Origin of the sequence: Collimonas sp. OK307 (assembly GCF_900113705.1) — a bacterium.
Taxonomy (GTDB): domain Bacteria; phylum Pseudomonadota; class Gammaproteobacteria; order Burkholderiales; family Burkholderiaceae_D; genus Collimonas.
Window position 1 is genome coordinate 47,869 of the sequence record NZ_FOQI01000006.1, and the last position, 13,896, is coordinate 61,764.

The following is a 13,896-nucleotide window of genomic DNA, read 5'->3' on the forward strand; positions in this document are numbered from 1 at the left end:
AGCGCACCTAACTTACCTGACATTTGGCAACGCGCAGAAAGACGTCGACGCAGTCTGACGGAGCAGATGCGACGCGTTATGTTGCATTGCGCCACATTACATTGTGATTTTCACTATGTGCGACAGCGCACTGAGTTTATCCGGCATTTCACTTAACCTTGACCAATACCGTCAGCGCAATAAAATTAACGGGGCGAGCTCCAATTGATGTTCAAAGAGCGCCCGAAGAAACTGCTAAGCTGTAAAGCGCAGGCTGGCCCACAGCACACCAGCCGGCATTCCCGCTGCCTCAAATTCTATCGTCCCCTGTCGGACGCCTCTCTTGACAGCGAACTTGTGCTGTTGCCTGAAGCGCTATTTTGCAGGGCCAGAATCAGATCCTTGACAACCATGTCCACGCTCTGCGATCCGATTCTCTTCAGTTTCATTACATAAATAGAAACGTCAGAATTGAAAACAGACCCAAGATCTCTCTATGACAGTTTACTCGGCATAAAGAACGCATTGCTACCCGGCAGCATGCGTAACGGACCGGCAGAGGACGAGCTACCACTGCGCGCGGAACTGTTCAGCGCCTTGCAGATGGAGCAACACGGCCGTATCCTGGCCAATGCGCACAAACTCAGCAGCGAACGCGCGCGCGACCAACTGCTATCGCGTCTGGCAGACAATGAAAATGTCATCATCGATGCCTGTAACCAGCTGACCGAAGCAATCCAGGCTAGCCGCCAGATCACGCCTGCCGCTGAATGGCTGCTCGATAATTTCTATCTGATCGAAGAACAGATCCGTACCGCCAAACGTCATTTGCCAAAAAACTACAGCAAGGAATTGCCGCGCCTGCTGCGCGGCAATTCAGCCGGCCGGCCGCGCGTCTACGACATTGCGCTGGAAACCATTTCGCACGGCGATGGCCGGGTCGATCCCGAAAGCCTGAGCCGTTTCGTCGCCGCCTACCAGCAAGTTACCCCTCTGAAACTGGGTGAATTGTGGGCGATCCCGATCATGCTGCGCCTGGCGCTGATAGAAAACCTGCGGCGCGTCGCGGCCCATCTAGCCAACACACGCCTCAATCGCAATCTGGCCGACTCCTGGGCCGACGCCATGGCGGAGAGCGCCGAAAACGACCCCAGCAACCTGATCCTGCTGGTGGCCGACATGGCGCGCTCCAACCCGCCGCTGGACAGCGCGTTCGTCGCCGAACTGGTGCGCCGCCTGCAAGGGCAAAGCCCGGCACTGACACTGCCCTTGACCTGGCTGTCGCAACGCCTGACGGAATCCGGCCAGACCATCGAGCTGCTGGTCCAGTCTGAAACACAGCAGCAAGCCGCCGACCAGGTATCGATCAGCAACAGCATCGGCAGCCTGCGCTTCCTGAGCGCCATGGATTGGCGGGAATTCGTCGAAACCATGAGTGTGGTCGATCATGTCTTGCGCAAGGACCCGGTCGACGTTTATGCCCGCATGGATTTTTCCACGCGCGATCACTATCGGCATGTCATTGAAAAGATAGCCCGGTACAGTCCGCTGTCGGAATCCGACATTGCCGAACATGCGGTACGCCTTGCCGGCGCCGAGGCGACAGGTGTCGACCAACGCACCGGGCATGTCGGCTATTACCTGGTCGGCAAAGGCTTGGTGCAACTGGAACAAGCCGTCGCAGCCAGGCTTCCGTCGATGGAAGTGCTGCGGCGCGCGGGCAAAACAGCCCCCTTGGCCGCCTATATGGGCAGCATGCTGTTGATTACATTGGTAGTCACCGGTGGTATCGTCGCCAAGGCCTATGCCGACGGCGCAAGCGTTTGGCTGCTGGCATTGGTAGCCGCACTCGCTTTGGTGGCTGGCAGCCAGTTTGCGCATGCCATGGTCAACTGGGTGATCACCTTGGTCGCCGTGCCGCACCCGCTGCCGCGGATGGATTTTTCGAGCGGCGTTCCAGCCGAATCGCGGACGCTGGTGGTGGTGCCGACGATCATGTTCACCAGACAAAATATCGACAACCTGAGTGAAGCGCTCGAAGTACGCTACCTGGCCAACCGCGACGCCAATCTGCGCTTTTGCCTGTTGACCGATTTCGCCGACGCAAAAACCGAAACGATGCCGGAAGACGAAGGCCTGTTGCAGCATATCGAGCACAACATTCAAGAACTGAACAAAAAATACTTCCAGGATGAGGATAGCAATTTCCTGCTGCTGCACCGCCCGCGGCGCTGGAATCCACCAGAAAACACCTGGATGGGTTACGAGCGTAAGCGCGGCAAACTGGCAGATCTCAACGCATTCTTGCGCGGCGGTGCAAAAGACTGTTTTTCGCTTATCGTCGGCAATACGGAAAATTTGAGCAATGTCAGATACGTGATCACGCTCGATACCGATACCGAATTGCCACGCGATGCCGCCAGAAAATTCGTGGCCACCATGGCCCATCCGCTGAACCGCGCGCACTACGATGCCAGCCGCCAGCGCGTGGTCGAAGGTTATGGCATCCTGCAACCGCGCCTGGCGGTCAGCCTGCCCAGCGCCAGCGCCTCGCGCTACGAACTGTTGTGCGGCGGCGAAACCGGCATCGACCCTTACACCCGCACCGTATCGGATGTCTATCAGGATCTCTTTGGCGAAGGTTCTTTTGTCGGCAAAGGCATCTACGATATCGACAGCTTTGAACAGACATTGAAAGACCGCATGCCGGAAAACCGCGTGCTCAGCCATGATCTGCTGGAAGGTTGCTACGCGCGCTCCGGTTTGCTCAGCGATGTCCAGCTGTACGAGCAATATCCCGCCCGCTACAGTGCCGACATCAACCGTCGCCATCGATGGATACGCGGCGACTGGCAGATCGCTTCCTGGCTGCTGCCGAGGGTGCCAGGTGCACGTGACGCGGCAAGCGGCAAAATCGGCCATCACCGTAATCCGCTTTCAGCCTTGTCGCGCTGGAAGCTGTTCGACAACCTGCGGCGCAGCATAGTCCCGCTCGCGCTGACAGCCTTATTGCTGACCGGCTGGATCGGTCTGGCTTCAGCCTGGTTCTGGACCTGCGTCGCGCTCGGCATCCTGCTGATTCCCTCCATCTGCGCCAGCCTGTTGAGCCTGCTCAGAAAACCGGAAGACGTACTGTTTCGCCAGCATTTTTCCGCATCGCTGCGGGCAGCCCTTCAGCATTTTTCCCATGCGGCCCTGACCTTGATTTTTTTGCCGTATGAGGCCGCAGTGAACCTGGACGCCATTATCCGTACGCAATGGCGGATACTGGTTTCACATAAAAAACTACTGGAATGGAATCCATCCAGCGAAGTCAATCGCAAGACTGCGAACGGTTTGCTGTCCTACTACAGATCGATGTGGATCGCGCCGGTGATTGCCCTCGCCACGGCGGCGTGGCTGGTTGTCAGGAATCCAAGCGCGCTGCAAGCCGCTACGGTCGTTTTGCTGCTGTGGTGGCTATCTCCCGTTATCGCGTGTTGGATCAGCCAGCCGATTGCTCGCCGCATAACCCAGCTGTCTTTGGAACAGACTCGTTTCCTGAAATCGCTGTCGCGCAAGATGTGGCTGTTTTTCGAGACCTACGTCGGCCCGGAAGATAACTGGCTGCCACTCGACAATGTACAGGAACACCCGGTGGCGGTGGTCGCGCGCCGTACCTCGCCCACCAACATCGGCCTGTCCCTGCTGGCCAATCTGACCGCCTATGATTTCGGCTACATCCCATCCGGCCAGCTGTTGGAAAGAACCCAGAACACCTTCCAGACCATGGCTTCCCTGGAACGTTACCAGGGACACTTCTACAACTGGTACGACACCCAATACCTGAAACCGCTGCACCCGATCTATGTCTCAACAGTGGATAGCGGTAATCTTGCCGGCCACCTGATGACTCTGCGCCCCGGCCTGACCGGCTTGCTGGATACGCCGATATTCAGCGCCAGAGTATTTTCCGGCATTCGCGACACTTATGAAATCCTGCGCGATACGGCGGGCGGTGGTCCGCTGGCGAAACTGGTCCAGTTCGAAAAAGATCTGGAAGCTGCCTGCCAATCTGCACCAGCTACACTGATGGTAGTGCACGATTGCCTGCAAAGACTGAGCCATTGCGCGGCAGGTTTCGTTGCCGGCCTCGACACCGTTCCCGACACCCAGCTCAATGTCTGGGCCCGCGCTCTGGCCAGCCAGTGTCGTGAAGCTTTGCACGAGTTGAATATCCTGACACCGTGGATCCACATGCTGTCGCCGGCGGAATGGATAAATGATTTCCCGCAGCTGGACCAGATTCCCACCTTGCGGCAACTGGCGCAAAACCATGCCAATCTAGCGCCAGTGCTTGAAGCGAAGTTTGCTGCGGACGATGGTTTGCAGCAAACCCACGCGCAACCCGGCCTCAGCCAACTGGTGGCCAAGGGCAGCAGTCAAGCCGCCGAGCGCATGCTGCTGATCGAACAGCTGGTGACACAAGCTGCAGATTTTTCCCGCATGGAGTACGGCTTTCTGTACGATCCCGCCACACATCTGCTGGCCATCGGCTACAACGTCAGTGATCGCCGGCGCGATGTCAGTTTCTACGACCTGTTAGCCTCGGAAGCCAGGCTGGCCACTTTTGTCGCCATCGCCCAGGGCCAGATCCCGCAGGACAGCTGGTTTGCGCTAGGACGCCAACTCACCGTCGCCGGCGGCGAGCCGATCCTGTTGTCGTGGAGCGGCTCGATGTTCGAGTACCTGATGCCTCTGCTGGTCATGCCGAACTTTGAAAATACCTTGCTGGCCCAGACTTACCGGTCTGCGGTAAAGCGGCACATCGAATACGGCATGCAGCGTGGCGTGCCATGGGGCATTTCGGAATCGGGATATCACACTTTCGACGCCAGCCTGAATTATCAGTATCGCGCATTCGGCGTGCCTGGCCTCGGTTTCAAACGCGGCCTCGGCGACGATCTGGTGATCGCTCCATATGCGTCGATGATGGCGTTGATGGTAGCGCCGGAAGAAGCATGCCGCAACCTGCAGCAATTATCGGCTGAAGGCTTCGAAGGCGAGTACGGTTTCTTCGAAGCGATCGATTACACGCCGTCGCGGATTCCACGCGGCCAGCAAAACGCGGTAATCCGCTCATTCATGGCGCATCATCAGGGCATGGGATTCTTGTCGCTAGCCTATTTGCTGCTCGACGCTCCCATGCAAAAGCGTTTCGAATCGGACCCTTTGTTCCAGGCCACCATGTCGCTGCTGCACGAACGTGTGCCGAAAGCCAGTGCAACTTATTCTAACACCACGGAGCTGGCCGACATCCGTACTGCAGCAGTCGACCAAGGCATGCAAATGCGCGTGCTGCAGCGTCCCGATCCACGTACTCCGGAAGTGCAGCTCCTGTCCAACGGGCGTTATCACGTGATGATCACCAGCGCCGGCGGCAGCCGCAGCCGCTGGAACGATCTGGCCGTCACCCGCTGGCAAGAAGACAGCACCCGCGATAACTGGGGCACCTTCTGCTATGTCCGTGAATTGAACGCTGGCGAACCCGGCCATTTCTGGTCGACGGCATTCCAGCCCACACTGGCGCCGCCCGATAATTACGAAGTGATCTTCTCCGAGGGCCGCGCTGAATTCCGGCGGGGCGACAGCAATTTCGACATGCATACCGAAATCGTGGTGTCGCAGGAAGACGACATCGAATTGCGCCGTACCCGCATCATCAACCGCTCGCGTACACGCCGCACCATAGATATCACCAGCTATGCCGAAGTAGTGCTGGCGCCAGCCGCCGCCGATGCCACCCATCCGGCATTCAGCAATCTGTTTGTCCAGACCGAGATCATCGCCGCGCAACGCGCCATCCTGTGCACTCGCCGTCCGCGTTCGATGAATGAAAAAATGCCGTGGATGTTCCATCTGATGGCGCTGCACGGCGCCGATATCGGCACGGTATCGTATGAAACCGACCGCATGCAGTTTATAGGCCGCGGCAATACCGTCGCCGCACCGCAAGCGATGCGCGATCCGGAGCCGTTGGCGGGCAATGCCGGCCCGGTGCTCGACCCTATCGTCGCCATCCGCTATCAAATCACGCTTGAAGCAGAACAGACTGCCACCATCGACATGGTGACCGGTATCGGCGACTCGCGCGATGCGTGCCTGGGCTTGATCGAGAAATACCAGGACCGGCATCTGGCTGACCGCGTGGTCGAATTGTCCTGGCCGCATAGCCAAGTGGTGTTGCGTCAGCTTAACGCCAGCGAAGCCGACGCGCAGTTATATAGCCGGTTGGCCAATTCGGTTATTTACGTCAATCCGCTGCTGCGTGCCGACGCCAGTATCCTGATCCGCAATCACCGCGGGCAATCCGGCCTGTGGGGTTACGCCATCTCCGGCGATTTGCCGATCGTGCTGGTGCAGATCAAGAGCCAGGAAAACATCGAGCTGGTGCGCCAACTGGTGCAAGCGCACGCGTATTGGCGCTCGAAAGGGTTGATGATCGACCTGGTCATCTGGAACGAAGACCACGCCGGCTATCGGCAATCGCTGCAAGAACAAATCCTGGGACTGATTTCATCGGTTACCGGCGCCCATGAAATCGACCGCCCCGGCGGCATATTTGTGCGATTGATCGATCAGATATCCGATGAAGACCGGATTCTGTTCCAGTCGGTGGCCAGGGTGATCTTGAGCGACAGCCGCGGCACGCTGGTTGAGCAAATCAACCGGCGCGACCTGATGGAAATCCGCGTGCCGCGCCTGACACCGGCATTAGGACAGGCGCCATTTTCCGTCGCACAGGAGATTGAAGTGCCCAGCCGGGACCTGCTGATGGAAAATGGCCTTGGCGGCTTCTCGGCGGATGGACGCGAATATGTGATCACCACCTCCAGCACCCAGGTCACGCCGGCGCCATGGGTGAATGTCATCGCCAACCCGCAATTCGGCAGCGTCATTTCGGAAAGCGGACAAGCTTACACGTGGGGTGAAAACGCGCATGAATTCCGCCTGACGCCTTGGGCTAACGACCCCGTCAGCGACATCGGCGGCGAAGTATTCTATTTGCGCGACGACGAGAGTGGACACTACTGGTCCCCTACCCCGCTGCCGCGCCGCGGTACGGGCGACTATGTGACACGGCACGGCTTCGGCTACAGCGTGTTCGAACACATTGAAGATGGCATTGTGTCCGAGCTGACCGTGTATGTCGCAATGGATGCATCGGTTAAATATTCGGTACTGCGGGTGCGTAACGAATCCGACACGGTACGCAAGCTGTCTGCGACCGGTTATGTCGAATGGGTGCTTGGCGATCTGCGCCCAAAATCTGCCATGCATATCGTCACTGAAACCGATCCGGCTACCGGCGCGTTGTTTGCACGCAATCCCTACAACACCGAATTCACCGATCGTACCGCGTTCTTCGATGTCGACGCCGGCGCCCGCAGCATCAGCGGCGACCGCAACGAATTCATCGGCCGCAACGGCTCCTTGCAAAAGCCTGCGGCGATGGAACGTGTCCGTCTGTCAGGCAAGATCGGCGCCGGCCTGGATCCGTGCGCAGCAATGCAGATGCAATTCGAGCTGAACCAGGGGCAGCAACGCGAGATCGTGTTCATCCTCGGCATGGCCGATACCCGCCAGACCAACGTCAGCAACCTGGTGCAGCGCTACCGTGGTGCGGCTGCAGCGCAGGAGGCCTTGCAAGCGGTACATGCGTTCTGGGAGCGGACGCTGGGTGCAGTCCAGGTCGAAACACCTGACCAGGAACTCAATCTGCTCGCCAACGGCTGGCTGATGTACCAGGTCATCTCCTGCCGCCTGTGGGCGCGTAGCGGATACTACCAGTCCGGCGGCGCGTTCGGCTTCCGTGACCAGTTGCAGGACGCCATGGCGCTGGTGCACAACCAGCCGCAGCTGTTACGTGCCCAACTGCTGCTATGTGCTGCCCACCAGTTCATCGAAGGCGACGTCCAGCATTGGTGGCATCCACCTACCGACCGTGGCGTGCGCACTCATTGTTCCGACGACTACTTGTGGTTGCCGCTGGCGGTTCATCGTTACGTCAGCAGTACCGGCGATAGCGGTGTGCTGGACGAAAGCACGCACTTCCTGGAGGGTCGTGCGCTCAACCAGGATGAGGATTCATACTACGACCTGCCAGGCCGTTCAAACCAGGTGGGGACACTCTATGAACATTGCGTGCGGGCCATCGAGAGAGGCTTGAAATTTGGTGTGCACGGCCTGTCCCTGATGGGATCTTGCGACTGGAACGATGGTATGGACAAGGTGGGGGACAAAGGCAAAGGCGAAAGCGTATGGCTTAGTTTCTTCCTGTATGACGTGTTGACCGGCTTCGCTGAAATAGCCGAGATTCACGCGGACCAGGCTTTCGCCGACCGCTGTCGTTCTGAAGCAAGGCAACTACAGCAAAATATCGAAAAAAACGGCTGGGATGGCGGCTGGTACCGTCGCGCCTATTTCGACGACGGTACTCCGCTCGGCTCTGCCCAGAACGTCGAATGCCAGATCGATTCGATTTCGCAGAGCTGGGCAGTATTGTCTGGCGCCGGCGATCTGCACCGCGTGCAGATGGCGATGCAGGCAGTCGACAAGCGACTGGTACGCCGCACTGAAGCCATTATCCAGTTGCTGGACCCGCCGTTCGACAAATCCGACCAGGATCCGGGCTATATCCGCGGCTACGTTCCAGGTGTACGCGAGAATGGCGGGCAGTATACCCATGCCGCAATCTGGACCGTGATGGCCTTTGCCAAGCTGGGGAATCATTGGCGCGCCTGGGAATTGATGCGGCTGATCAATCCACTCAACCATGGCAAGACTGCCAGGAAAATCGCCACTTATAAAGTCGAGCCTTATGTTGTCGCCGCTGACGTCTACGCCAGGGCGCCGCATGTCGGCCGCGGCGGCTGGACCTGGTATACCGGATCGGCAGGATGGATGTATCGCCTGATCGTCGAATCGCTGCTTGGCCTGAAACTGGAAGGGGACAAACTGCATGTCACGCCATGCCTGCCGCACGACTGGGATACTTATCGGATGAATTACCGCTACCGGGATACCATGTACAAGATTGTAGTCACGCAAACTGCGGCCGGCGGTGCTGGCACTCAGGTTAGCGTTGACGGGGTGATGCAAATGGATGCGGTGATCGTCTTGCAGGATGACAAGCGCGAGCATGTGGTGGACATAACGCTGCCTGTGCAGCCAGATGCGAAAAAACCCTGACAGCGACGCAATTCACCAGTTTCACAAGCGTTGCAGCCAGCTGCGCACACCCTGCAGTGACCGGAACTCGCTCACCGAACGGCAGGCGATATGCGGATGACGCGCCTGCAGCATCCGCGACAACGCCGCGCCCGGCCCCAGCTCCAGCGCGACTGTGATGCCTTGCTCGGCACAGGCATCCATGCAATCGCTCCAGCGTATGGTTTGTGCCAATTGCTGTGACAACGCCGTTATCGCTTGCTCTTTTTTTGTCAGCACTTGCCCGCTCAGGCCCGAGAGCACAGGCACCGGCGGATCTATCAAAAGCTGCTGGCGTAGCTGCTGCGCAAATGGCTGGACTGCGTCAGCCATCAGCGGAGTATGGGAAGCCACCGTTACCGGCAGTACTCGAATCCTCCCATCCAGGCGTTCAATCTCGCCGGTTGCCGTATGCAGGTCCTGTGCAAGACCGCCCGCGATGCAGCTATCGGCTTCGGTCTCAATCGCCACATATAAACGGTATGGCGCCAGCAAAGGCGCTAACCTGCTGACAGTAATGCCGCTAACCGCGAACAGGATTTGAGGCGATGCCGGCTGCAGGCACGCATCCATCAATACTGCACGCGACATCGCCAGCTGCATCGCTTGCGGCGCAGAAATGGCGCCGGCGACATGGTAGGCAGCGATCTCGCCGACGCTATAACCGGCTACCAGCGCCGGCGGTGGCAACAACGGCTGCAAAGCAGACCAGACCGCAGCTGCAGCCGCCACAATCAGCGGCTGCGCCACCCGGTTTGAAAATAACAAGGTATCGTCAGCCAGTATTTGCTGCAGCGGCTGCCCCAGCACGGTGTCTGGCAGCCATTGTTGCAGCAATTCCGCGGTGGCCGGATCGGAGCGCGGCAGATCGAACATCGCAGCATGCTGCCCACCCTGCCCAGGGCACAGGATTGCCAGGCGCGGAGTCATGTCCGATCCGCCATGTGGTGTGGCTTAGAGCCTGTTTGAAATCTATTCATCAGCATCGGCATGTCCCCTCTCCCACAAATCGACGACATAGTGATGTGGGGTCAGAGTCAACTTTCGCAGGCTTTATCGCGAAACTTGACTCTGACCCCGGTTAGTTCGTGCTGCTCGTCGCATAGACCGTCAATTTAACGCAGTACGTAGCCATCCTTGCCTATCACTGTCAACTCGATGAAATTCAGGCCGTCGCGGCTGTTCGGGCCATATTTAAGCGTCATGCCGCCGATATCGTAACCGCCCATGCCTTCCAGGCCGCTGACCAGGCTTTCACGGGTCGGCTTGTTGCCGGCGCGGCGCAAACCTTCTACCAATACCTTGGCGGAAATGAAGCCTTCCAAAGTGGGATAGGAGTCAGACAATTCGGTGCGTGTCTTGAGCGCAGTCATGAATTCCTTGGATATCTGCGTGCTCGAACTTCTTGGATTCGGGAATACTTGCGTCATGCCGAGGCCACGCGCATCTTTACCCAAACCTTGCAAAAACACCTGCGAACTGACATTCGACAACGCAATCAGTTGCTGCGAGCCGCCAGCCTCGCGGTACAGTTTGATAAACGCGGCACATGGCTTGGCGGTGCAAATCAACAGTACTGCTTGTGGCTTGGCATCGAAAATCTTCTTCACTGCACCTTCCACCGCCACCGTGTTGCGCTCGTAATTGGCGATAACCGGCTCCGGCAACTTATGCTTCTTGATCGCCTGTTTCAAACCTTCCAGCGCGTCGTTGCCAAATGAATCGTTGGACACCAGCACCGCATAACGCTGCAATCCCATGCCGGATAACTGATCGATGGCGTTGCCGATTTCGTCCCGATATTTGGAGCGCACATTAAACAGATAGTGCTGCATAGGTTCATGTAGCGACGTAGCGCCGCTAACCGGAGCGATCAAAGGCACTTTGGCCTCATTGATGGCGCCCATGATGGATTCGGTGGTCGGCGTGCCGCGATACAGGAACAATGCAAACGCATTCTTTTCATTCAGCAGCTTACGGGTATTTTCAACAGTGCGCTTAGGCTCAAAACCATCGTCGAGCGACTCCAGCACGATCTTGCGGCCGAACACGCCGCCTTGCTTGTTGACGATGTCGAAATACAATTGCGCGCCGGCGGTTGCCTGTTTTACTTCCTCTGCCGCGGTGCCGGTAAAACCGGCCGACTGGCCGATCACGATGGTGTTGGAGGTAATACCCGGTTCTGCGTTAGCGCTACCAATTGCAAGTAAGCCAAACAAGCTCAGCAAACTGCTGCCGACTGCCAAAGACAACTTCTTCATTTCTGCTCCAGAGAGGATTAGGATTAATCAATTAATTGGTCGACGCATCAAGTATTCGGTCGCGACGGTAGCTACACGAGCAATCGGCAAACGGTCCCGATCACCGCAAGTAGCTAAGTCCATGCATGAAATAGGTGGCGGCCAATAAGTCGGCGGCGCCACCGGGCGACAGCTTATCCCGAATAAATGTATTATGGCAACTAATTGCGCGTTCGCGCCAATCTTCTGTTGCGCAGCCGCCTGCATCCAGAAATTGACGGGCGCTGGTTTTCACCTTATCGGCGCCGGCCAGCCCGCCCCGATGGTAGAGATTGGTGTCGTTGATCGTTGCCATCAAGGTGAACAAGGTATCGATAGCGGCGGCATCGTAGCCGCGCCCGGTTCCCAGCGTTTGCAGAAAACGCGGCAAGGCCAGCTCAAACAAGGACGGGAAGCCAAGTGCAGCCTCCTCGCTGGCGCCACTCACCGCATATTTTTGCGCCACCAGCGTGCCGTGCGAAGTTACCGCCCGATCCTGCATATGGCGGCTCAAACCGTCGCCCCACTGAATCAGCAAGCTGGCGCGAATCGCGGCAGCCGACAGCGGCATGCAGCGGGCATGACAATAACCCGCCGTTGCGCAGAGCATGCCAAGACAAAAAATCGCCCCTCTATGGGTATTGATGCCGGCAGTGGCTCGCAACATGGTTTGCTCGGCATCCATACCCAGTTGCTTCAACACGGCAAACTCCTTGCCTGCCATGCCTGCCTGCGTAATCCGTATGAAATAGTGGCGTAGCGCAAACAAGCTGCGCATGAAAGTGACAGCATCCATGTCGGCGTGACTGCCGCTGTCCACTGGCGACACCAGGCCGGGCTTTGGATAAAGTTGTAATTCACGGTACAGGCTACGCAAGGCCAACTGGCCAACCGTCAGGCAATATGCCCGCTGCTGGCGCAAATTCTGCTGTTGCGCCAAGCCGTCGCGGCGCAACTGCGGCGACTGCGGCAGCGACGGCTGCGCTCGCGTATCGGCACGGCGATTAGTCAACATCACGCACCTTCCAGGGTAGACATCAGTGCTGCCAGCGGTGTCAACTTGACCATGTCCCCGGTCTTGACCAGTACGCGTTGCTGGTTGTCCGCCTGCAGCGCCTGCCAGCATTCCTTCCAGGCCACAGCCTGCCCCTCCGCAAAGACGATCTCGCCATCCAGCGGCAACCGGGCCGCATGTTGTGCCAGCAAGCCGAGGCCGCGGGTCAATTCTTCGGCGCTGCCGGGCGCGAACAGCAGATCGATATCCGAACCCGGTCTTACATAGTTTTGCCGGGTCAGGATTTGCCAGGCCCACGAACCGTATATTCGCATCGCTATGCCGCCATCCCGGCAATCGCCGGCAAAGGCATGCAGCGCGCCGCTCCAGGCGGGTGGCGCATGCTTCAGGGCAGCGCGCAATGCCAGCGGATCTGTAATCCTCTGCACGTCGGCAAGCTGCGCCTTGAACGGGATTCTGGTCTTGTTGCCGTTGCTATCAGGTGGCAGCGCCAACCCAAGGCATAACTGGTCTTCCGGCGTGTCCGCTTCACGGCGGCGCAAAACCACCGGCCAGTCATGGCGCTGCCAGCGTTGCAGCACGGCTTGATAATTCACCTCGGCTGCCACCGCCGCCATCGTTTGCGCTGTGCGTTGCCAGCCGTCGGCGCTCAGCCAGACCAGGCTATGGCGGGCCAGCATAATCCATCACAGCCTGGGTTACCTGCCAGGCGTGGCTGCGGCCACCGCGTTGCAGGCCCGCTGCGCTGCGTTGGTCTTGCGGGCTAGCCTCGCGCAGAGCGGTTACCAGTTGCCCGGCCAGATCGCCATCCCAGATCGCTTCGATACCGCCCATACGCAGATAATTGACGGCGCCGGGTGCAAACACAGGATTGCCCTTGGCCAGTTCCGTCAGCCTGGCTTCCGGCACCTTGGTAATCCTTGCCATGGCGGGCAAACCCATGACCCGGATGGTGGCGTCCGGCAAGGCATAACAGGCATCGGCCATCAGCCCGCTGGTGATGAAGCCACCTGACAATGCCTGGTCGTAGACCAGTCCGACGATCTTGTGCTGTTGCCGCCGCGCCAGGTCGATGCACTTTGCCAGCTGCGCCATATAACTGTTAATACCCAGCATTTCATCCCGATGCCGCAGGCGCTGGCCTTGGGTATCGACCAGGATCACGATCGATCGCTGCGGATGCTGACGCACGGTCGCCAGGATCGCCTGCGCCTGCAACAAAGCGATTTCAACGCCGATCGCAGCGTGGCCGGTAGTGCCGATCACCGTCACGGTGTTGCCATCGACCTCTGCCGTGCCGCTCAGGAAATCATCTTTCTCAACCACGGTATGGCCATCGGGGAACAGCGTCGCTGCAAGGGTTTTCCAGTCCAT

Annotated in this window: 6 protein-coding genes; 1 reads left to right on the forward strand and 5 read right to left on the reverse strand. The window is 58.4% G+C overall.

Features of this window, described 5'->3' with window-relative positions:
• The first annotated feature begins 450 nt into the window (after nucleotides 1–450).
• Complete coding sequence (locus tag BM205_RS09850) at nucleotides 451–9,210, forward strand: glycoside hydrolase family 94 protein (RefSeq protein ID WP_371326475.1); 8,760 nt, start codon at nucleotides 451–453, stop codon at nucleotides 9,208–9,210.
• Between the two features lie 21 nt (nucleotides 9,211–9,231).
• Here BM205_RS09850 and BM205_RS09855 read toward each other — a convergent pair whose 3' ends face one another.
• From BM205_RS09855 to BM205_RS09875, 5 genes are all read right to left on the reverse strand, one after another.
• Nucleotides 9,232–10,158 (reverse strand): ACP S-malonyltransferase, encoded by a 927-nt coding sequence (locus tag BM205_RS09855; RefSeq protein ID WP_092414329.1) that lies wholly within the window; start codon nucleotides 10,156–10,158, stop codon nucleotides 9,232–9,234.
• A gap of 185 nt (nucleotides 10,159–10,343) precedes the next feature.
• Nucleotides 10,344–11,489 (reverse strand): ABC transporter substrate-binding protein, encoded by a 1,146-nt coding sequence (locus BM205_RS09860; RefSeq protein WP_092414330.1) that lies wholly within the window; start codon nucleotides 11,487–11,489, stop codon nucleotides 10,344–10,346.
• A 100-nt stretch (nucleotides 11,490–11,589) separates the two neighbouring features.
• On the reverse strand, nucleotides 11,590–12,522 hold the full coding sequence (gene mdcB / locus BM205_RS09865) for a triphosphoribosyl-dephospho-CoA synthase MdcB (RefSeq protein ID WP_092414331.1): 933 nt from the start codon (nucleotides 12,520–12,522) through the stop codon (nucleotides 11,590–11,592).
• Nucleotides 12,522–13,202 (reverse strand): malonate decarboxylase holo-[acyl-carrier-protein] synthase, encoded by a 681-nt coding sequence (gene mdcG / locus BM205_RS09870; protein ID WP_092414332.1) that lies wholly within the window; start codon nucleotides 13,200–13,202, stop codon nucleotides 12,522–12,524. Before mdcG ends, mdcB begins: the two co-directional genes overlap by 1 nt.
• Complete coding sequence (locus BM205_RS09875; protein WP_092414333.1) at nucleotides 13,186–13,896, reverse strand: biotin-independent malonate decarboxylase subunit gamma; 711 nt, start codon at nucleotides 13,894–13,896, stop codon at nucleotides 13,186–13,188. Before BM205_RS09875 ends, mdcG begins: the two co-directional genes overlap by 17 nt.